The organism is Tabrizicola sp. (assembly GCF_016792905.1).
Classification (GTDB): domain Bacteria; phylum Pseudomonadota; class Alphaproteobacteria; order Rhodobacterales; family Rhodobacteraceae; genus Tabrizicola.
Genome location: NZ_JAEULP010000051.1, coordinates 1 through 19,885, shown reverse-complemented (window position 1 = coordinate 19,885; position 19,885 = coordinate 1). Strand labels below are relative to the sequence as shown.

At 67.8% G+C, this 19,885-nt stretch carries 16 protein-coding genes; 8 read left to right on the top strand and 8 right to left on the bottom strand.

What is annotated here, in order from left to right; genetic code table 11:
• Positions 1-43 precede the first annotated feature (43 nt).
• From adh to JNL31_RS10925, 3 genes are all read right to left on the bottom strand, one after another.
• Positions 44-1,561, bottom strand: coding sequence for an aldehyde dehydrogenase (gene adh, locus JNL31_RS10935; RefSeq protein ID WP_294973161.1), 1,518 nt, complete (start codon positions 1,559-1,561; stop codon positions 44-46).
• Positions 1,562-1,706: 145 nt separating this feature from the next.
• Positions 1,707-2,648 carry a helix-turn-helix domain-containing protein gene (locus tag JNL31_RS10930; RefSeq protein ID WP_294973160.1) on the bottom strand — a complete coding sequence of 314 codons (942 nt, stop codon included), beginning with the start codon at positions 2,646-2,648 and terminating at the stop codon, positions 1,707-1,709.
• Between the two features lie 12 nt (positions 2,649-2,660).
• A complete protein-coding gene (locus tag JNL31_RS10925; RefSeq protein WP_294973159.1) occupies positions 2,661-3,044 on the bottom strand; it encodes a hypothetical protein in 384 nt (127 codons plus the stop codon).
• Between JNL31_RS10925 and JNL31_RS10920 the strand changes: the two genes are divergently transcribed.
• The 5 genes from JNL31_RS10920 (at position 3,022) to JNL31_RS10900 (ending at position 7,625) form a co-directional block, all read left to right on the top strand.
• Positions 3,022-3,387 carry a LysR family transcriptional regulator gene (locus JNL31_RS10920; protein ID WP_294973157.1) on the top strand — a complete coding sequence of 122 codons (366 nt, stop codon included), beginning with the start codon at positions 3,022-3,024 and terminating at the stop codon, positions 3,385-3,387. The two genes, JNL31_RS10925 and JNL31_RS10920, sit on opposite strands and share 23 nt — an antisense overlap.
• A gap of 63 nt (positions 3,388-3,450) precedes the next feature.
• Positions 3,451-4,209, top strand: a complete 759-nt coding sequence (gene modA, locus JNL31_RS10915; RefSeq protein ID WP_294973156.1) for a molybdate ABC transporter substrate-binding protein — start codon at positions 3,451-3,453, stop codon at positions 4,207-4,209.
• 21 nt (positions 4,210-4,230) lie between these two features.
• Positions 4,231-4,929 carry a molybdate ABC transporter permease subunit gene (gene modB / locus JNL31_RS10910; RefSeq protein ID WP_294973154.1) on the top strand — a complete coding sequence of 233 codons (699 nt, stop codon included), beginning with the start codon at positions 4,231-4,233 and terminating at the stop codon, positions 4,927-4,929.
• Positions 4,926-6,017, top strand: a complete 1,092-nt coding sequence (gene modC, locus JNL31_RS10905; protein ID WP_294973185.1) for a molybdenum ABC transporter ATP-binding protein — start codon at positions 4,926-4,928, stop codon at positions 6,015-6,017. Before modB ends, modC begins: the two co-directional genes overlap by 4 nt.
• 177 nt (positions 6,018-6,194) lie before the next feature.
• Positions 6,195-7,625 carry an aldehyde dehydrogenase family protein gene (locus JNL31_RS10900; protein WP_294973152.1) on the top strand — a complete coding sequence of 477 codons (1,431 nt, stop codon included), beginning with the start codon at positions 6,195-6,197 and terminating at the stop codon, positions 7,623-7,625.
• Positions 7,626-7,710: 85 nt separating this feature from the next.
• On the opposite strand, the gene JNL31_RS10895 is transcribed toward JNL31_RS10900, so the two are convergent.
• From JNL31_RS10895 to JNL31_RS10885, 3 genes are all read right to left on the bottom strand, one after another.
• Positions 7,711-8,259, bottom strand: coding sequence for a DNA-3-methyladenine glycosylase (locus tag JNL31_RS10895; RefSeq protein ID WP_294973150.1), 549 nt, complete (start codon positions 8,257-8,259; stop codon positions 7,711-7,713).
• A 202-nt stretch (positions 8,260-8,461) separates the two neighbouring features.
• Positions 8,462-9,730: a HAMP domain-containing sensor histidine kinase gene (locus JNL31_RS10890; RefSeq protein ID WP_294973149.1), complete on the bottom strand. Its 1,269-nt coding sequence runs from the start codon at positions 9,728-9,730 to the stop codon at positions 8,462-8,464.
• A 5-nt stretch (positions 9,731-9,735) separates the two neighbouring features.
• Positions 9,736-10,410, bottom strand: coding sequence for a response regulator transcription factor (locus JNL31_RS10885; protein WP_294973147.1), 675 nt, complete (start codon positions 10,408-10,410; stop codon positions 9,736-9,738).
• 138 nt (positions 10,411-10,548) lie between these two features.
• Here JNL31_RS10885 and JNL31_RS10880 point away from each other — a divergent pair, with 138 nt between their 5' ends.
• From JNL31_RS10880 to JNL31_RS10870, 3 genes are read left to right on the top strand one after another with little or no spacing between them, the layout of a single operon-like run.
• Positions 10,549-11,910, top strand: coding sequence for an efflux transporter outer membrane subunit (locus JNL31_RS10880; RefSeq protein WP_294973145.1), 1,362 nt, complete (start codon positions 10,549-10,551; stop codon positions 11,908-11,910).
• Positions 11,911-11,913: 3 nt separating this feature from the next.
• Entirely contained in the window at positions 11,914-13,029 is a 1,116-nt protein-coding gene (locus JNL31_RS10875) for an efflux RND transporter periplasmic adaptor subunit (protein WP_294973144.1), read from the top strand.
• Positions 13,026-16,142, top strand: a complete 3,117-nt coding sequence (locus JNL31_RS10870) for an efflux RND transporter permease subunit (protein ID WP_294973142.1) — start codon at positions 13,026-13,028, stop codon at positions 16,140-16,142. Before JNL31_RS10875 ends, JNL31_RS10870 begins: the two co-directional genes overlap by 4 nt.
• Before the next feature lie 44 nt (positions 16,143-16,186).
• Here JNL31_RS10870 and pheT read toward each other — a convergent pair whose 3' ends face one another.
• Both pheT and JNL31_RS10860 read right to left on the bottom strand, forming a co-directional pair.
• On the bottom strand, positions 16,187-18,604 hold the full coding sequence (pheT, locus tag JNL31_RS10865) for a phenylalanine--tRNA ligase subunit beta (protein ID WP_294973140.1): 2,418 nt from the start codon (positions 18,602-18,604) through the stop codon (positions 16,187-16,189).
• A 57-nt stretch (positions 18,605-18,661) separates the two neighbouring features.
• The gene (locus tag JNL31_RS10860; RefSeq protein ID WP_294973138.1) at positions 18,662-19,375 is read right to left on the bottom strand and encodes a heparan-alpha-glucosaminide N-acetyltransferase; all 714 of its coding nucleotides are present in this window, start codon (positions 19,373-19,375) and stop codon (positions 18,662-18,664) included.
• Positions 19,376-19,885 lie beyond the last annotated feature (510 nt).

Below are 19,885 nucleotides of genomic sequence, written 5' to 3'. Positions count from 1 at the left end.
AAAAGGGGGCGACGGGCGCCCCCTTCCTGTGCGGGATCAGGGCCTAGAAGAAGCCGAGCTTGTTGGGCGAATAGCTGACCAGGAGGTTCTTCGTCTCCTGGTAGTGGTCGAGCATCATCTTGTGCGTCTCGCGCCCGATGCCGGACTGCTTGTAGCCGCCGAAGGCAGCCCCTGCCGGATAGGCGTGGTAGCAGTTGGTCCAGACCCGGCCCGCCTCGATGCCGCGGCCGGCGCGGTAGGCGGTGTTGGTGTCGCGGCTCCAGACGCCTGCACCAAGGCCGAAGACGGTGTCGTTGGCGATTTCCAGCGCATCCTCAAGCGTCTTGAAGGTCGTGACCGAGACGACCGGCCCGAAGATTTCTTCCTGGAACACCCGCATCTTGTTGGTGCCTTCGAAGATGGTGGGCTGGATGTAGAAGCCCTTGGACAGATCGCCGCCGAAGTGGTTCACCGCGCCGCCGGTCAGCACCTTGGCGCCTTCCTTGCGGCCGATCTCCAGATAGGACGAGATCTTGTCGTACTGCTCCTGGCTGGCCTGGGCGCCGATCATGGTTGCCGTGGCGCGCGGGTCGCCCGCGACGATGGCTTCGACCCGCTTGACGGCGCGTTCCATGAAGCGGTCGTAGATCGATTCCTGCACCAGAGCGCGCGACGGGCAGGTGCAGACCTCGCCCTGGTTCAGCGCGAACATGGCGAAACCTTCCATCGCCTTGTCGAGGAAGGCGTCATCCTCGTTCATCACGTCGGCGAAGAAGAGGTTCGGCGACTTGCCGCCCAGTTCCAGCGTGATGTTGGTCAGGTTGTCGGCGGCGGCCTTCATGATCATCTTGCCGACCGGGGTCGAGCCGGTGAAGGCGATCTTGGCGATGCGCTTGGAGGAGGAGAGCGCAGCGCCCGCTTCCTCGCCGATGCCGTTGACGATGTTGAGGACGCCCGGCGGCAGCAGGTCGGCGATGAACTGCATCAGGTACATGATCGAGGCCGGGGTCTGTTCCGCCGGTTTCAACACCACGCAGTTGCCCGCGGCCAGCGCCGGGGCCAGTTTCCAGGCCGCCATCAGGATCGGGAAGTTCCACGGGATGATCTGGCCGACGACGCCGAGGGGTTCGTGGAAATGGTAGGCCACGGTGTCGTTGTCGATCTGGCCGATCGAGCCTTCCTGCGCCCGGATCGCGCCCGCGAAATAGCGGAAGTGGTCGATGGTCAGGGGAATGTCCGCCGCCATCGTCTCGCGGAGCGGCTTGCCGTTGTCCCAGGTCTCGGCGATGGCGATGGCTTCGAGGTTGTCCTCGATGCGCTGGGCGATCTTCAGAAGGATGTTCGAGCGTTCGGTGACGCTGGTTTCGCCCCAGCGCTTGCGGGCCTTGTGCGCGGCGTCAAGCGCGAGTTCGATGTCCTGCGCGTTCGAACGGGCCACTTCGCAGACCACCAGGCCGGTGACGGGCGAGATGTTTTCCATGTAGCGGCCGGATTTCGGCGCGACCCATTCGCCGCCGATGAAGTTGTCATAGCGCTTCTGGAACGGCGCAGCGGTCAGGGATTTGGGATCCATCTTGGTCATTCTGTTCTCCTCCTCGGTTCAGCCGCCTCCTCCAGGCGACCCTGGGGCAATGCTGCGGCGAAGGAGCGAGTCGGTCATCCCGGGCGGGGTGGATCACCGAGCCGACCTGTCGCAGGATTGAGACAGGTCGGCAGACAAACTGCGATCAGCGGCGGTCGAGCTTGCGGTGCAGCGTCGCGCGGCTGAGGCCAAGCGCCCGCGCGGCAGCCGAGATGTTGCCGCCGGAGCGTGCCAAGGCCCGCGCGATGACGGCGCGCTCGGCATCTTCGAAACCGTCCCCGGCATCCTGGCCCAACAGATCTGCCAGCGGCCGGGGCGAGGCGGCGAGATTGCCCGACAGGTTCAGGTGCAGGCGGGCCGCCCGAGTGGCGCCGATCACCAGATCGTTCGCGTCGACCGCAAGTGTGGCGCCGATTCCGCGTTCGGTTCCGGGCACCAGCACCAGCCGGGCGCGGGGGAAGCGCTGGCTGAAAAGGTCAGCCTCGACCCTTCGGGCTGCCTCGGTCACGGTCGCACCGATCAGGCCGCTGACGGCTTCCGGCAGGTCGGACCGGGCGGTCGAGACGTCGATCACCGCCATCAGCTCGCCCTCGGGGCCGAAGACCGGGGCCGAGGAACAGCTGAGCCCGATGTTGCGCGCCAGGAAATGCTGGTCGCGGTGGATGGTGACGGCCCGCCCCTCGGCCAGGCAGGTGCCGATACCGTTGGTCCCGGCCCGCGCCTCGGACCAGGCGGTGCCGGTCCAGAGGCCTGCGGAGGCGAAATCCCGATCGTCGCCGACATTGCCGCGGCGGTCGAGCGCCACGCCTTCGACATCGGCCAGCACGATGCAGGCGCCAAGCCCGCCGACGCTATGGAACAGCCGGTCAAGATGCGGGGCAGCCGTCGGCAGGAGCGTCCCGGATCGCTCGCAGGCGACGGCGAGTTCCGACGCGGTCAGCCGGTTTTCCAGCCGCGCGGCAGCCGGGTCGAGATGGTAGAGCGTCGCCGACCGTGCCCAGGATGCGGCAACCGAGGATCGTGCGGCCTGGCCCGACCGGATGGCCGCTTCGATGCGGGTGACGTGCTGGCTGGCCGTAGTGTGCATGTCCGACGCTCCCTACTGGCGGCTCGGCCTGCGTGAACCGCTGTCGCGCCGCCCCGTCACCCGGGCAACGGCCTGACCGTCCCGCGCGAATGTCGTGGAAACCGCAAAGCGCTGGTCGTCCGTCTGGATCAGACCACGGGGTTCAGGTGGTGCAGCCGTGTTCAAGGCGAATTCCCGGGACATGTTCCAAGGAATATATCGATTCATCCGGTTCACCAACAGGACTTTGGTGCCGGGCCGACCGGACGCGGCGATGTGCCGCCCCATCGGTGGGGGAAATGTCGGGCCGCGCCGGTCGTCCGTCGCATCGCGGGCCTTGTCAGCGATAGGCATTTCAGGAAATATCGACTCAGGCGGAAGAGGAGCGAGGGCCATGACGGCGTTGAAGCTGCGCATCCTGTTCGACGGGGCGATGATGGGTCCGGGCAAGGCAGAACTGCTTGAGCGCATCCGCGAGACGGGCTCGATCGCTGCCGCCGGGCGCCAGATGAAGATGAGCTACAAGCGCGCCTGGATGCTGGCCGAGGAACTGAATGCGGCCTTCGCGCAGCCGCTGATTTCCAGTGCGCGCGGTGGCCAGGGTGGCGGTGGAGCGCGGTTGACCGACCACGGAGCCGAGGTCCTTCGGCTGTACCGTGATGTCGTGGCCCGGTCGGAAGAGGCGGCAGCGACTTCGATTGCCGCTTTGGAACATTTGCTGCGCGGCAAGGCGAAAAGCGAAATGTCTGGCGGAAAATAACGCTTGCCACGCCGGGGCCACCTGATTGATATGTCTGGCGGGAAATATCGACTGGAGGATTCCATGACTCGCCGCCTTGCCTTTGCTACGATTCTTGCCGCATCGCTTGCCACCCCCGCCCTGGCGGAAGAGGTCGTCGTCTTCGCGGCCGCTTCGCTGAAGGACGCGCTTGATGCCGTCGCAGCGGATTTCCAGGCTGCGACCGGAAACACGGTCACGATCAGCTATGCCGGGTCGAATGCGCTCGCCAAGCAGATCATCGAAGGCGCGCCTGCCGACATCTTCATCTCGGCCGCCGTGAACTGGATGGACGAGGTCGAGAAGGCCGGTCTGGTCGTGCCGGACACGCGCGAGGACCTTCTGGGCAACACGCTGGTGCTGGTCGCACATGGCAAGGACGTGGCCCCGGTCGAGATCGGGCCGAACTTCGATCTGGCCGCGCTCCTGGGCGACGGCAAGCTGTCGATGGCCATGGTCGATTCGGTTCCCGCCGGACAATACGGCAAGGAATCGCTGGAGAAGCTGGGCGTCTGGTCGGCGGTCGAGGGGTCGGTCGCGCAGTCGGAAAACGTGCGCGCGGCTCTGGCGCTGGTTTCCACGGGCGAGGCGCCCTATGGGATCGTCTACGCCTCGGACGCGGTGGCGGACGAGAACGTGAGCGTCGTCGGCACCTTCCCGGACGACACTCACAAGCCGATCGTCTACCCGGCGGCGCTGCTGACCGGGGCGGCGGATGCGGCGGACAAGGCCTTCTTCGAGGCATTGTCGTCGGACGCCGCAGATGCGAAGTTCACCGCACAGGGCTTTGCCATCCTGAACTGAGGCAGCCCGGAAACGGGATGCATGTTCGAGGCGCTTTCAGCGGAGGAATGGCGCGCAGTGGCCCTGTCGCTGCGCGTATCCGTCTGGGCGACGGTGCTCAGCCTGCCCCTGGGCATCCTCGTCGCCTACGCGCTGGCGCGCTGGGACTTCCGGGGTCGGCAGGTCCTGAACGGGCTGGTGCATCTGCCGCTGATCCTGCCGCCGGTCGTCACCGGCTATCTCCTGCTGATCACTTTCGGCCGGAAGGGCTATGTCGGGCAGTTCCTGGACCAGTGGTTCGGGATCGTGCTGGCGTTTCGCTGGACCGGGGCGGCGCTGGCGGCGGCGGTGATGGCCTTTCCGCTGATGGTCCGGGCGATAAGGCTGGCCATCGAATCGGTTGACCCGAAGCTGGAACAGGCGGCCTCGACGCTGGGGGCGCCGCGGCTGTGGGTCTTTGCGACGGTGACGCTGCCGCTGATCCTGCCCGGGATCATTGCGGGGGCGATCCTCGCCTTCGCCAAGGCGATGGGCGAGTTCGGTGCGACCATCACCTTCGTGTCGAACATCCCCGGCCAGACCCAGACGCTGCCCTCGGCGATCTATGCCTTCCTGCAGGTGCCGGGGGGCGATGCGCAGGCGTTCCGGCTGGTGCTGGTGGCGATTGCGGTGGCGATGACGGCGCTCTTGTTGTCGGAATGGGTCAGCCGGGCCGTGGCGCGCAGGATTTCCGGGCAATGACGCTGTCGGTGGCCCTGCAGCATGCTTTTGCCAGTTTCGCGCTGGATGCGGTGTTCGAGGCTCCGTCGGGCGTGACCGCGCTGTTCGGTCGATCCGGGTCGGGAAAATCGACCGTGGTCAATGCCGTGGCGGGGCTGCTTCGGCCCGACCGGGGGCGGATCACGCTGGACGGCCTGACGCTTCTGGACACTGACGCCGGGATCTCGCTGCCGCCCCACCGCCGCGGGATGGGCTATGTCTTCCAGGACGGGCGGCTGTTTCCGCACCTGACCGTGCGGCAGAACCTGCTTTACGGCCGCTGGTTCTCCGGGAAGGGTCAGGGTGCCGATCTGTCCCGCATCGTCGACCTTCTGGGCATCGGCGCCTTGCTGGACCGGCGGCCGGGCGCCCTTTCGGGGGGAGAGAAGCAGCGGGTGGCGATTGGCCGGGCGATCCTGTCCAATCCGCGGATCCTGCTGATGGACGAGCCGCTTGCTGCGCTGGACGAGGCGCGGAAGGCGGAAATCCTGCCCTATCTGGAGCGGTTGCGGGACGAATGGAACCTGCCGATCCTGTACGTCAGCCATTCGGTTGCCGAGGTGGCGCGTCTGGCGACGACGGTTGTCCTGATGGAGGCCGGGCGGGTCGTTACCGCGGGCCCGGCGGCAGAGGTCCTGTCCGACCCTGCGATTGCGCCAACCCTTGGACTGCGGGAGGCCGGTGCGATGATCACAGCCCGCGTCACGGCACAGGAAGGGGACGGTCTGACCCGGCTGGAAACCGGCGGCGGGCCGGTGTTCCTGCCGCGTGTGGACGTGCCGGACGGGGCCGTGCTCCGCCTGCGAATCCTTGCCCAGGACGTGATGGTTGCCACCGAGAGGCCGACCGGCATTTCGGCGCTCAACATCCTGCAGGCGAGGGTCGGGACGATCCACCTTGGCGATGGCCCCGGTGCGATGGTCCAGCTGAGGGTCGGCGACGAGGTGATGCTCGCGCGGCTGACGAGGCGATCCGTGGCCGCGCTGGACCTGAAACCGGGGCGCGAGGTGTATGCCGTGCTGAAGGCGGTCTCTGTCGCGCAGGAGAACGTCGGACGTGCGCCATGGTGATGGCGACAGGGCATCCGTGCGGCGGCATGTCACGGCACGGTACCCGGCTTTCAGTACAGAAGCCCGGTCGGCGATGTCGTAAACAGAGTCCGGCATTACGAAACTGATCTAGCAGCACCCCTTCGGCTTGCGATAGGTTTCCAGAGTTACATCGCCCGGAATTGTCAGGAGACAGCCATGATCCCGGAAAACATGACGAAGTTCTACATCGACGGGTCGTGGGTCGAGCCGCTTTCCAAGGCGAGGATGGGCGTGGAAAACCCGGCGACCGAAGAGATCGTCTGCGAGGTCGCGCTGGGCAACACCGAGGATGCCGACCGCGCCATCCTGGCCGCCCGCGCCGCGTTCGACGCCTGGACCGTCACCCCGGTCAAGGAGCGCATCGCCCTGATCCAGCGCATCCTTGATGTCTACAACGAACGCTACGAGGATTTCGCGCAGGTCATGTCCACCGAGATGGGCGCCCCCATCGAATGGGCGCGCGGCGCGCAGGCCTGGGCTGGCCAGGTCCATATGGAGGCCACGATCAAGGCCGCCAAGGAGATGGACTGGGAATACATGCGGGGAACCACCCGCATCGTCCATGAAGGGATCGGCGTCTGCGCGCTGATCACGCCGTGGAACTGGCCGATGAACCAGATCGCCTGCAAGGTGGCGCCCGCCCTGATCGCGGGCTGCACCATGGTGCTGAAACCGTCCGAGATCGCGCCGCTGTCCGGCACGCTTTTCGCCCAGGTCTGCCATGATGCGGGGGTGCCGAAGGGTGTCTTCAACCTTGTCCACGGCCTGGGGCCGGAGGTTGGCGCCCGCATGTCCTCGCATCCCGAGGTCGACATGGTATCCTTTACCGGATCGACGCGCGCGGGCACGGCAATCGCTGCCGCCGCCGCGCCGACGGTGAAGCGCGTGGCGCAGGAGTTGGGCGGCAAGTCGCCGAATATCATCCTGCCCAATGCCGATCTGGCCGCGGCTGTCGCCGCCGGTGTCACGGCGGTGATGTCGAACACCGGCCAGTCCTGCGATGCGCCGACCCGGATGCTGGTGCCCCGCGACAAGCAGGCGCAGGCGTTGGCGGTGGCGAAGGAAGCGGCCGAGACGATCAAGGTGGGCGACCCGCGCGATACCAGCGTCACCATGGGTCCGCTGGTTTCGAAGATGCAGTTCGACAAGGTCCAGCGCCTGATCCAGGCCGGGATCGACGAGGGTGCGACACTTGTGACCGGCGGCACGGGCCGCCCGGCGGGGCTGAACCGGGGCTGGTTCGTGCGCCCGACGGTCTTTGGCGACGTGGTCAACGCGATGACCATCTCGCGCGAGGAGATCTTCGGCCCGGTCCTGGCGATCCAGCCCTATGACGACCTGGAGGACGCCATCGCCCAGGCCAATGACACGGTCTACGGCCTTGCCGCCTATATCGCGGGTCCGGTCCCCGATGCCCAGCCCGTCGCCCGGCGGCTGCGCGCGGGGACGGTAAACCTGAACTACCCGGACTGGGACACCTCGGCCCCGTTCGGGGGCTACAAGCAATCCGGCAATGGTCGGGAATATGCCGACTGGGGCATCCACGACTTCTGCGAAGTGAAGGGGATCGTCGGCTGGGGTGCCTGATCGCGGACTGCCGGGTTCCCGACCATGGTCGGTGAAGGTCAGACGTGTTCACTGTGGCCGGTTCCCGGGCGGGACCGGCAGCCGCCTAGCACGGGAAGGGACGGCTGAGACCCGGTGTGTCGGCAAGCCCGAAGCGCCAGGGCCGGTCGGTCGCCCGGCTGATCCCGATCCTTGGCCCGGTGAGGAGCCTGGGCGCGGTGGGACCGAAGTCGAGCCGGAAGTCTGCCGTCCCGAAGCGCTGGCCGCTGTCACCAGACCCGATGCCCAGCGCCTGCCCCACCCGCCCCGGGCCCGAGGCGATGGCGGGCGACTGGCTCCGCCGCTGCATCATCAGCGGCACTCCGACTTCCGGGCGGATCGCCCGGATGAGGACAGCCTCGCCAGTGCGTCCCACGACATTCAGGCAGAGGTGGCAGCCATAGGAAAGGTAGACATAGACGCTGCCGGGCGGGCCGAACATTGCGGCATTGCGGGCGGTCTGGCCGCGCCAGCTGTGCGAGGCCGGATCGTCGCGGCCATAGGCCTCGGTCTCGATCACGGTTCCGCCCACGCCCCGGACAAGCAGCCTTGTCCCGACCAGTCGGCGGGCGAGGTCGACGATGTCCGAGTCAAACTGGAAATCCTGGTCGAACAAACCGTCCCCCGGGGCGAGAGCCTGTGCGTGCGCTTAATCATATGATCTTCAGGGATGAATCGGACAATCCCCGATCCGGCGGGATTGCCACTGGCGGCCTCCTTGCCTTCCGATGTCGTGATGCAGCCGTTCGCCTCCCTGCAGCCGGTCCTGCGGCACGAGCATGCGGTGGTCTGAGGTCGCCCGGCCTGAGTGCTTGCGATCAGGCTGTGGTCGGATCGTCGGTCCGGCGGACGGGCAGCGATCCTGCGGGGGCGGGAAGGATGACCCGTACGCGAAGGCCGCGCGGAACGTTGTCGAACAGGCCGATCGTTCCGCCATGGGCAGCTATCGCTCGCGCGGCGATGGCCAGACCAAGGCCGGTGCCGCCGGTCGCGGCCACGTCGGAGAGCCGGAAGAATGGCTCAAGAATCCTTGGTTTGTCCGCATCAGGCACGCCGGGCCCCTCGTCCGAGATGTCGATCCGGAGCCCCTCGCTTCCCGTGGTAGCCTGAACGCTGACGTGGCCACCGTCCGGCGAATGGGACAGCGCGTTGCGGATCACGTTCTCCAGGGCCCGGTGCAGAAGCTCGGCCGTGCCCGCGAGTTCGAGGTTCTCCGGCCCGTCGTAATTGACGACCACCCCGCGCGGCTGCCCCTCGAAATTCGCATCCGAGAGGATCGGCTCCAGAATATCGACCAGATCCAGCCGGACGTGGGCGGGATGCGCTTCGGTGCTGTCGAAGCGGGCGAGGGTCAGGATGTCGCGCACCAGGTTGTCGAGCCGCAGGATGTCGGTCTCGATCTGGCGCTGCATCTCGGCCAGGCGGTCGGGGCTGACCTCCAGGAGGCCGACGGCGGCGCGCAGGCGGGCAAGGGGCGAGCGGATTTCATGCGAAAGGTCGTTGAACAGGCGGCGGCGGCCTTCGGCAAGCTTTTGCAGCCGGTCGGCGGCATGGTCGAAAGCGCCGCCCAGTCGGGCAAGCTCGCCGCTGGAGCCGTCGAGCGCGCTGCCGATACGGCTGTCCAGATCGCCCGAGGCCAGGCGTTGCAGGGCGGCGTTGACGGTGCGGATCGGCCGGGTCAGGTGACGCGAGAGGAGAAGGGCGGCGGCGGCGCTGACCGCGAAGCCCACCAGAAGGGGCAGGAGCAGGATGCGCAGGCCTTCGAGGAAGCGGCTTGGCGTGTCGGTGAGCGAGACTTTCAGACAGGTTCCGGCCGCATCGCGGACCGGCGGATCATCGGCGCAGGCGGGGTCTTCGGCCAGGATGATGCCGGGATAGGCCGGGGCGATGGCCGACCAGTGCGCGAGGGCCGCTGCGCTGCCGTCCCGGTCGGCGACAAGGGCAAGCTGGCGTTCGATCATCGCGCGTTCGCCGACCAGCATGGCGCCCTTCGGCGGGGCAGGGTCCCAGGCGGCGACCAGCGTGCCGAACAGGAGGATCGTCAGCACCAGCGCGCCCCAGATCACGATGAAGACGCGCAGGGTCATCGGGTCTATTCCTCGACGAACTGATAGCCGATGCCGCGCAGGTTCAGGATCGGACTGCGGCCGTCGTCATAGGCGCCAAGTTTCTGCCGGATCGTCGAGAGATGCACGTCGATGGCGCGGTCGAAGGGGGCGAGGGGGCGACCGAGGCCTTGCAGCGACAGGTCGGCGCGCGAGACGGGTCGGCCCGCCTGTGCGGCGAGGACTTCCAGGATGTTGAACTCGGCCCCGGTCAGGCGCAGGGGTTCTCCGCGCCAGATGGCGGTGCGGCGGACGGTGTCGAGGTGCAGGGGCCCGGTCTGGGCAGGGGTGGCACCTTCAGATGGGGCACGGCGCAGGATGGCGCGGAGGCGCGAGGCCAGCTCACGTGGAGAGCAGGGCTTGGCGAGGTAGTCGTCGGCGCCGAGGTCGAGGCCGGTGATTCGGTCCTCCTCGTCGCCGCGGGCGGTCAGCATCAGGACCGGCACGGCGGTCTCGGCGCGGATGCGGCGCAGGACTTCCAGCCCGTCCGGCCCCGGCATCATGATGTCGAGCACCACGATGTCGGCGCGGGTCTCGATGATCCGGCCAAGCGCCTTGCTGCCATCCGGGGCTGTCGCGACGGTGAAGCCCTCGCGCGTCAGGTAGTCGCCGACCAGCCGGGTCAGTTCGGCGTCGTCGTCGATCAGGAGGACGGTGGCCATGCAGTTTGCCCTTTCGTTGGGCGCACCATAGCGCGGGCGTCGGCGGATGGGCCGGTATTTTCCTTTCTTTGCCGAATCTTGACACTCCTTTACGCTGGCTTCTGGCATCTGAGGCGGCAACACGGGAGACCTGACGGAATGACCCGCCCCCTGCTTGTTGCCAGCCTGATCCTTCTGACCGGCTGCTCGGTTCCCATCGTCGCGCCGGACGCCCGGCAGGCGACGGCGGCCCGGTTTTCGGCGTCGGTGCCGCAGATGCAGACCGCGCTGGAGATCGACTGGTGGTCGAAGATCGGCGATGCGCAGCTGACCGAGCTTCTGGCGCTGGCGCAGGCGGGCAGCCCGACACTGCGCACGGCGGCGGCGCAGGTGATGGCGGCACGCGCGCGGGCGGGACAGGATGCAGCTGGGCTGTGGCCGGATGTGACGGGGCAGGCCTCGGTCAAGGATGCTGACAGCGAGACCACGGCGCAGACCCGGACACGGACGGCGGTGCTGGATGCCAGTTGGGAGCTGGACCTGTTCGGGCGGGCGTCGAAGACGGCGAAGGCCGAACGGTTGCGGGCAAAGGCCGAGGAGCACGCCTACGCCGGGGCCTATGTGTCGCTTTCGGCGGAAGTGGCGGATACCTATGCGCAATACCGCGCCTGCCGGATGATCGAGCAGGTCTACCGCGATGCGGTGGCCTCGCAGGGCCAGACCATCGAGGGGACGCAGCGGCTGGTCGTGGCGGGACTGCGGGCCGAGGCCGACCTGGCGCTGGCGCGGGCAAACCAGGCCAGTGCGCGGATTTCGCTGGACAGCCAGGTGGCGGATTGCCGGGTGCTGGCGCAGACGCTGGCGGTGCTGACCGGCCAGCCGCAGGACGCGATCGACACGATCCTGGCGAAGGGTGGCGGGATGCCCGCGGCGAAAGGCTTCCGGGTGGCCGAGGTTCCGGCGGACATGCTGCGCCAGCGGCCGGATATCGCCGAGGCGGAGTTGAGTTTCGCGGCCTCGCTGTTGGACCTTGGGGTGGCAAAGGCGGAGCTTTACCCCTCGCTGACGCTGGGGGGCAGCGTGACGCTGAGCGAGCCGAACGGCTGGAGTTTCGGCCCGGCGCTGTCGCTGCCGATTCTGGATGGCGGGCAGCGGCGGGCGGCGGTCAGGGGGGCGAATGCCGATGCGATCACCGCGGCGGAGGCCTATCGCAGCGCGGTCCTGTCGGCGGTGGCCGAGGCCGAGGCGGCGCTGACCCGGCTGAACGCGGCACGGAAGAACCTGGCCAGCGCCGGGACGCTGGTGGCAGAGTACGATACCTATTTTGCGGCCGTGGACGCGGACTGGCAGGCGGGCCGCGTCTCGCTGCTGGACCGGGAAGAGGCGCGGCGGCAGGTGCAGTCTGGCCGGATTTCACAGATTTCCCAGCAACTTGCGCTGATCCGGCAATGGATCGCGCTGTACAAGGCGATGGGCGGCGGCTGGCAGCGGCCCGCCTCTGACGAGACGACGAAGGGATAGACCATGCGCAAGCGCAACCTGATCATCACGGGCCTTGTCGGCGTCGTCCTTGCGGCGGCGGCGGTCTGGCTGCTGAAGCCCTCGGCGGGCAGCGATGCGGTGACAACCGAGGCGTCGGTCCCGGCTGCGCTGACGGTTCAGGCGACGGTGCCCAAGGTCGAGACCTGGCCGGTCGAGGTGCAGGCCTCGGGCTGGCTGGCGCCCTGGGCGGAGGCCGTGATCGCCTCGGAACTGGGGGGCGAGCGGATCGTGGCGGTCAATGTCGAGGTCGGCGACACGGTGAAGGCGGGGGACGTGCTGGCGGAACTGTCGCGCGAGTCGATCGAGAACAGTATTGCCGAACTGGAGGCGACGCTGGAATCGGCCCGGGCTGCGCTGGAGACGGCGACCGGGGATGCCGAGCGCGCGCGCAAGCTGTCGGGTGGCGGGTCGATCTCGCAGCAGGAGGTGGCGTCCTACCTGTCCACGGAACGCCAGGCTCAGGCCAGCGTGACGGTCGCCGAGGCGCAGTTGGCCACGAAGAAGTTGTCACTGGCAAACACCCGCATCGTGGCGGTCAGCGATGGCGTGGTGTCCGAAGTCAGCGCCGCGCTGGGGCAGGTTGTCAGCCAGGGGCAGGAGCTGTTCCGGCTGATCCGCGACAGCCGGATCGAATGGCAGGCCGAGGTGCCGGTGTTCCAGCTGCGCGGGATCGAGACGGGAACGAAGGTGGTGATCCCCTCGCCCTTCGGTGATGTCGGCGGCACGGTGCGGCGGGTGTCGACCGAGGCCTCGCAGACCAACGGGCGGGTGCTGGTCTATGTCGACCCGATCCCGCCCGAGGGCGTGCCGATGCCGAAGACCGGCATCCTGGTGACGGGGTCGTTCATTGTGGACGAAACCGAGGCGGTGACGCTGCCCGCGACCGCGATCACGCTACAGGACGGGTTTTCCTATGTCTTCGTGATCCAGTCCGGCGAGGCGACAACGGTCCTGCGCGAGCGGGTGGAAACCGGGCGACGGCGGGGCGACAGGGTCGAGATCCTGGGCGACTTCGCGAAGGACGCGCAGGTGGTCGTGTCGGGCGGGGCCTTCCTGTCGGACGGGTCGGTCGTCAAGGTGGTGGAGGGGCAGGAATGAACTTCTCGGCCTGGGCGATCCGCAATCCGGTTCCGCCGATCCTTGCCTTCATCCTGCTGACGATCACCGGGCTGATGGCCTTCAACCGGCTGGACGTGCAGAACTTTCCCGACATGTCGCTGCCGACGATCACGATTTCGGCCAGCCTGGACGGGGCGGCTGCGGCCCAGCTGGAAACCGAGGTGGCGCGCAAGATCGAGGACCGCCTGACCGGGCTTGCCATGCTGGAGTCGGTCAACAGCACGATCACCGATGGGTCGGTGTCGATCTCGGTGGCGTTCCAGATCGGCAAGGACGTGCAGGTCGCGCAGGACGAGGTGCAGAGCGCGGTCGACCAGGCGCAGGGCGACCTGCCGTCGGGGATGAACGCGCCTACGGTGTCGAAGTCGAACCTTGGCAGCTCTCCGCTGGTGACGTTCGTCCTGTCCTCGGACCGGCTGGATGACAAGGAACTCAGTTGGTTCATCGACAACGACCTGGCCCGGGCGATCATGGCGGTCGACGGCGTGGGCGAGGTCGGGCGGCTGGGCGGCGTGGACCGGGAAATCCGGGTGGAGCTGAACCCGAACCTGCTGGCCGGGCTGGGCCTGTCGGCCGAGGATGTGAACACCCAGTTGCGGGCGGTGCAGCGCGACCTGTCGGGCGGGGCGGCGGACCTTGGCAACGGGTCGCAATCGTTCCGGGTGGGGGCGGCGGTGGGAAGCGTCGAGGAATTGCGGGCGTTGCCGATCCCGCTGCCGAACGGCGCCTGGGTGCGGCTGGACGAGTTGGGGACGGTGACGGACACCAACGCCAGCCTGACTTCGCTGGCCTACCTCAACGGCAAGCCGGTGATCGCGGCGCAGATCAAGCGGCTGACGGGCTATTCCGACCTTGCGGTGGTCGAAGATGTCCGCGCGGCCATGGCGGCCTTTGCAGCCGAGCATCCGCAGGTTGAGATCGAGGAGGCCTACAACACCATCCTGCCGACCGAGCAGAACTACGACGCCTCGATGACCATGCTGTACGAGGGCGGGGTGATCGCGGTGATCGTGGTCTTCCTGTTCCTTCTGGACTGGCGGGCGACGCTGCTGGCCGCCATTGCCTTGCCGCTGTCGGTAATCCCGACCTTCCTGGTGATGGACTACCTGGGCTATTCGCTGAACACGGTCACGCTTCTGGCGCTGTCGCTGGTGGTCGGCATCCTGGTCGACGACGCCATCGTCGAGGTCGAGAACATCGAGCGGCATATCCAGATGGGCAAGCCCGCCTATGACGCGGCGATGGAGGCGGCGGACGAGATCGGGCTGGCGGTGATTGCCACCACCTTCACGCTGATCGCGGTCTTCCTGCCCACCGCTTTCATGAGCGGGATCGTCGGCATCATCTTCAAGCAGTTCGGGATCACGGCATCCGTCGCGGTCTTCTGTTCGCTGCTGGTGGCGCGGCTGCTGACGCCGATGATGGCGGCCTATCTGATGAAGACCAAGGCCCATGCGCAGGCCGAGGACGGCTGGCTGATGCGGAGCTACATCGCGACGATCAAGGGAGCGCTGCGGCACCGCTGGATTCCGGTGATGGGGGTGATCGCCTTCCTCGGGCTGACCTATATTCTCGTCACCCACCTCTCGACCGGGTTCTTCCCGGCGCAGGATGACAGCCAGACCCGGATCAGCGTCACCCTGCCGCCCGGATCTACCATCTCGGAAACCGACGCCATCGCCCGCCGGGCCAGCGAAGCCGCGCTGGGGGTGGAGCATGTCACGGGGGTGTTCCAGGCCACGGGCAGTGCGTCCACCGGCGGCGGGCCGGGCGGGGGTGGGGTCAGCTCCTCGGTCACATCGGCGACCATCGTCATCAGCCTGACCAACATCGACGACCGCGATGTCAGCCAGACCGGGATCGAGGGCAACATCCGCGGCGCCGTGGCTGGTATTCCAGGGGCCAGGATCGAAGTGGGGTCGGGCCAGAGCGGAACCGAGCTGCAGGTGACGCTGGCGGGTGACAGTTCCGCGACGCTGGAACAGGCGGCGGCGGCGCTGGAGGCGGAAATTCGGGAAAGGATCAGCGGGATCGGGGCCGTCACCTCGTCCGCCGCTCTGCAATCGCCCGAGATCGTCATCACCCCCGATCTGGCGCGGGCGGCGTCCTATGGCGTGACCTCGCAAGCCATCGCCGACACGATCCGGGTGGCGACGGCGGGGGCCTACGACTCGGCGCTGTCGAAGCTGAACCTAGACACAAGGCAGATCGCGATCCGGGTGACGCTGGAGTCTTCCGTGCGCGCGTCCATCGACAAGATCCGGGCGATCCCGGTACCGGCGACCGACGGAACGGTGACGCTGGGGGCGATTGCCGACATCAAGATGGGTTCGGCGCCGTCAAAGATCAGCCGGCTGGACCGCAAGCGCAACGTGACGATTTCCATCGAGCTGAACGGGCGCAACCTGTCGGACGTGAATGCCGAAGTGCAGGCGCTGGCCTCCTACCAGAACCTGCCCTCCGGAGTGGACTTCGTCGATCAGGGCGACCTGAAGCGGCAGGCGGAGCTGTTCACCAGCTTTGCCTCGGCGATGGCCATCGGCATCTTCTGCGTCTACGCAGTGCTGGTCCTGCTGTTCCACGATTTCCTGCAGCCGATCACCATCCTGGCGGCGCTGCCCCTGGCGCTTGGCGGGGCGCTGTTCCCGCTGGTGGTGACGGGAACCAGTTTCTCGATGCCCTCGGTGATCGGGCTGTTGCTGCTTATGGGGATCGTCACCAAGAACTCGATCCTGCTGGTGGACTATGTGATCGAGGCGCGGCGCAAGGGCATGGCCCGGTTCGAGGCGCTGGTCGACGCCTGCCACAAGCGGGCAAGGCCCATCGTGATGACGACCATCGCCATGTCGGCCGGCATGGCGCCCGCCGCGCTGAGCCTGGTCGAGGGCGACCCGTCCTTCCGGCAGCCGATGGCGACGGTGGTGATCGGCGGGCTGATCACCTCGACCTTCCTGAGCCTTCTGGTGATCCCGGTGATCTACAGCTTTGTCGACGGGTTCGAAGGGCTGGTTCGGCGGTTCTTCGGCTGGATCGGCGGGACGTCGGCGCAGCACCCGGCCGATCCAGACCAGACGGGGGCCGCCGGAAGATAGCGATCCCCGGGTATCCCTTGGCAAGACGGGTGGTGTTGGCCCGGTCAGGAGCGCAAGCTGCCGCCGGTTGCCTTTGTCACCTTCTCCACGATCTTCGCGCTGACGGCTTCGATCTCGGCTTCCGTGAGCGTCTTGTCCTGCGGTTGCAGCCGGACGGTCAGGGCGATGCTCTTCTTGCCCGGCCCCATCTGCGCCTCGGCCTTGTCGCCGGTGAACTGGTCGAAGACGCGGACGGTCTCGATCAGGGCCTTGTCGGCGCCTTGCGCGGCGTTGACGGCGGTCAGCGCCTCGACGCGGGCATCCACGACAAAGGCGAAGTCACGGTCCACGGCCTGAAGGTCGCTGATGGCGAGGGCCGGGCGGGTGGGGGTCTTGACCTTCGGTGCGGGCACGTTGGCAACAAGCACGGTGAAGGCGACGGCGGGGCCCTTTACGTCCATGGCGTGCAGGATGCGCGGGTGGACCTCGCCGAAGCTGGCCATGGTGTTGGGGCCAAGCCCGATTGCGCCAGAGCGGCCGGGATGCCACCAACCTGCCACCTTGCGGCTGATCTGCGCGCGGGCGGGGGCGCCAAGCGCGGCGAGGACGGCCTCGGCATCGGCCTTGGCGTCGAAGACGTCGATCATCCGGCGGCTGCCATGCGGGTCACGGGCGGCTGCCGCGCCGACGAGGAGGCCGGTCGCCTGCAGGTGCTGGTCGCCCGGTTCTCCACCACTGAAGGCGGGGCCGACCTCGAACAGGGCCAGGTCCATGAAGCCGCGGGCCTGGTTGCGCGCGGCGGCGGCGAGGAGGCCGGGGAGGAGGTCGGGGCGGAGATGCGTCATCTCGGACGAGATGGGGTTTTCCACCCGCACCGCCTCGGTCCCGCCGCCGAAGAGGGCTGCGGATTTCGCGTCGATGAAGCTGTAGGTGACGCATTCGTTGTAGCCGAGCGCCGCGATGGTCCGGCGGGCGCTGCGTTCGCGGACTTGCAGCGGCGTCAGGATCGGGCGCGGGACGCCGGGTTGGGTGCGGGCCATCGGCGCGCCTTGCAGCCTGGTCAGGCTGGCGATGCGGGCGACTTCCTCGATCAGGTCGGCGTCACCCAGGATGTCGGGGCGCCAGGTCGGCGGGGTCACGTCATTGCCGCTCAGGGTGAAGCCGAGCGCCTGAAGCGTGGCGCGCTGGGTGGCTTCGGGGATCTCCATCCCCACCAGGCTGACCACGCGGGCCGGGTCCAGCCGGTAGCTGCGGGTCGGGTCGATGGGCGTGCCGTCCTGCGCGACCTCGGACGCCTCGCCGCCGCAGAGGTCGAGGATCATCCGGGTGGCGAGTTCGAGGCCGGGGAGCGTGAAGGCCGGGTCCACGCCGCGTTCAAAGCGGTAGCGGGCGTCGGAGTTGATCTTCAGCGCGCGGCCCGTCGCGGCGACGGTGATCGGATCCCAGAAGGCTGACTCAAGGAAGACGTCGGTCGTCTCCGGTGTGCAGCCGGAAGCCTCGCCGCCCATGATCCCGGCCAGCGATTCCGGGCCGTGGTCGTCGGCGATGACCATCTGGCTGGGGTTCAGCGTGTAGGTCTTGCCGTCAAGCGCCGTGAGCGTCTCGCCCTCGCGGGCGGGGCGGATGGTGAGGTCGCCCTTGACCTTTGCGGCGTCGAAGACGTGCAGGGGGCGGTTCAGGCCGAAGGTGAAGTAGTTGGTGATATCGACAAGCGCCGAGATGGGCCGCAGGCCGATGGCCTTGAGGCGGGCCTGCATCCAGTCGGGCGAGGGGCCGTTCCTGACGCCACGGATCAGGCGGCCGGTGAAATGCGGGCAGCCTTTCGCTTTCAGCGCGGGGTCGATGTGGATGCCGATCGGCGAGGGGAAGCTGCCCTTGACCGGCGCTGCCTCGACAGGTTTCAGCTTGCCCATGCCGCGCGCCGCCAGGTCGCGGGCGATGCCGTGGATGCCGAGCGCATCGGGGCGGTTCGGGGTGACCTTGATCTCGACGACCGGGTCGGCCAAGCCCTTCCAGTCGATGTAGCGCACGCCCATCGGCGCGTCGGCGGGCAGTTCGATGATGCCGTCGTGGTTGTCCGACAGCATGAGTTCGCGTTCCGAGCAGAGCATCCCGTTCGAATCGACGCCGCGGATGTTTCCGGGCTTCAGGTCGACACCGGTGCCGGGGACATGGGTGCCGGGGGGCGCGAAGACGCCGACCAGGCCGGTCTTCGCATTCGGTGCGCCGCAGACGACCTGGACCTCCTCGGTGCGACCGCCGGGGCCGTCGGGCCAGGTCTCCACCCGGCAGACGCGGAGGCGGTCGGCGTTGGGGTGCTGGACGGCCTCGATGACGCGGCAGATGCGGAAGGGGCCGAGCTGTGCCGTGGGGTCCTCGATGCCCTCGACTTCCAGGCCAAGGTCGGTCAGCGCCTCGGCAAGGACGTCGACTGTGGCCTCGGTGTCGAGGTGATCTTTCAGCCAGGCAAGGGTGAACTTCATCGGCGGGCTCCCAGAGTTGCGGCCCGGATTAGCGGAAAGCGGCGGCAAGGGGAAGCGTCAGGACGTGACCCAGCCATAGGCATTGAAGAGGCCGAAGAGGACCGGCTGGTGGATCAGGTAGATGATCAGCGAGTGGCGGCCGGGGAAGGTGAGGGTGCGAATAAGCGGTGAGGGGGCGGTGCCGCGCCACTGGTCGATGTGGATGGCCTTGGCGGTGGCAAGGCCGACAAGAGCGGGGGCGGCCCAGGGGATCAGGGGTGTATAGTCGCCCATCATCGGGCGGCTCTGGGCGAGGCCGGTCCAGACCAGCCAGAGCGGGTCGAACGCTTCGAGCCGAGGCCCCCAGGCGGCGGCGAAGATGAGGAGCGCCAGCGCGAGGGTGAGGGGCCAGGGGAGCCGCAGCGCGATCAGGCCGAGGAGCGCGGTCGCGGCCATGGCATGCAGGATGCCGAACCAGATTGGGCCGCCGGGGACCAGCCAGATGCTCGCGGTCGTGATGAGGGCGGCGGCGGCGGCGATCATCAGCCAGCGTTTCCAGAAGGCGGGCCAGCGGATCCCGCGGCCGTGGGCGAGCCAGAGGCCGATGCCGGAGAGGAACAGGAAGCTGCCGGCGATGGCCCGGGCGAAGTAGTACCAGAAGGGCTGGGACATCGTGCCGGGGTCGATGTGGCCGAAGAGGGCGAGGTCGAAGGTGAAGTGGAAGATCACCATGCAGACCACGGCCAGGGTCCGGGCGATGTCGAGGGAGGTGAGGCGGGTCTGGGCGGTCATGGGGGGAGAGTGGCGTGGTTTGGCGGGGGTGGCAAGCTGGGCAAGTGTCCACGGTGGACAGCGGGATTGGATCAACTGAAATCAATGTGTTGCGCGTGGCCGTTAGGGATTGGGCAAGGATCATGCCCGGGCGTACCCTTACTCCGAACGGGAGATAGTGCCCGGGAAGGCCCGGATTTCGAAGGTTCGGCGGGTGGGGGCGGTTTTCATATTGAGCGCTGACGCGCAAGCCTTTGTCTCGCCTCTGGCGCAAGCGCCAACCGGCTCGGGCGAAGGGCCTCCGGCGGGGATACTTGGTGCCAGGTGAAAGGGTTGGTTGGTCTTTTGGGGTGATGTCCCTGTCGTGGGGCGCTTCTCTGCGCCCGCAGACGTTGAGCGCAGTTGCGTCAGATATCCGGTTTGCGCGGCGGGGGGGGGGGGGGGGGGGCCCCCCACCCCCCCCACCCCAAAAGGGGGGGGGGGCCCCCCCCCCCCCACCCCCAAACCCCCCCCCAAAAAAGGCAACACAGC

Bases quoted from the DNA above. Each gene is read 5' to 3' on its own strand.
- adh (WP_294973161.1), bottom strand. From the start codon at position 1,561: ATGACCAAGATGGATCCCAAATCCCTGACCGCTGCGCCGTTCCAGAAG.
- JNL31_RS10930 (WP_294973160.1), bottom strand. From the start codon at position 2,648: ATGCACACTACGGCCAGCCAGCACGTCACCCGCATCGAAGCGGCCATC.
- JNL31_RS10920 (WP_294973157.1), top strand. From the start codon at position 3,022: ATGACGGCGTTGAAGCTGCGCATCCTGTTCGACGGGGCGATGATGGGT.
- JNL31_RS10925 (WP_294973159.1), bottom strand. From the start codon at position 3,044: ATGCGCAGCTTCAACGCCGTCATGGCCCTCGCTCCTCTTCCGCCTGAG.
- modA (WP_294973156.1), top strand. From the start codon at position 3,451: ATGACTCGCCGCCTTGCCTTTGCTACGATTCTTGCCGCATCGCTTGCC.
- modB (WP_294973154.1), top strand. From the start codon at position 4,231: ATGTTCGAGGCGCTTTCAGCGGAGGAATGGCGCGCAGTGGCCCTGTCG.
- modC (WP_294973185.1), top strand. From the start codon at position 4,926: ATGACGCTGTCGGTGGCCCTGCAGCATGCTTTTGCCAGTTTCGCGCTG.
- JNL31_RS10900 (WP_294973152.1), top strand. From the start codon at position 6,195: ATGATCCCGGAAAACATGACGAAGTTCTACATCGACGGGTCGTGGGTC.
- JNL31_RS10890 (WP_294973149.1), bottom strand. From the start codon at position 9,730: ATGACCCTGCGCGTCTTCATCGTGATCTGGGGCGCGCTGGTGCTGACG.
- JNL31_RS10885 (WP_294973147.1), bottom strand. From the start codon at position 10,410: ATGGCCACCGTCCTCCTGATCGACGACGACGCCGAACTGACCCGGCTG.
- JNL31_RS10880 (WP_294973145.1), top strand. From the start codon at position 10,549: ATGACCCGCCCCCTGCTTGTTGCCAGCCTGATCCTTCTGACCGGCTGC.
- JNL31_RS10875 (WP_294973144.1), top strand. From the start codon at position 11,914: ATGCGCAAGCGCAACCTGATCATCACGGGCCTTGTCGGCGTCGTCCTT.
- JNL31_RS10870 (WP_294973142.1), top strand. From the start codon at position 13,026: ATGAACTTCTCGGCCTGGGCGATCCGCAATCCGGTTCCGCCGATCCTT.
- pheT (WP_294973140.1), bottom strand. From the start codon at position 18,604: ATGAAGTTCACCCTTGCCTGGCTGAAAGATCACCTCGACACCGAGGCC.
- JNL31_RS10860 (WP_294973138.1), bottom strand. From the start codon at position 19,375: ATGACCGCCCAGACCCGCCTCACCTCCCTCGACATCGCCCGGACCCTG.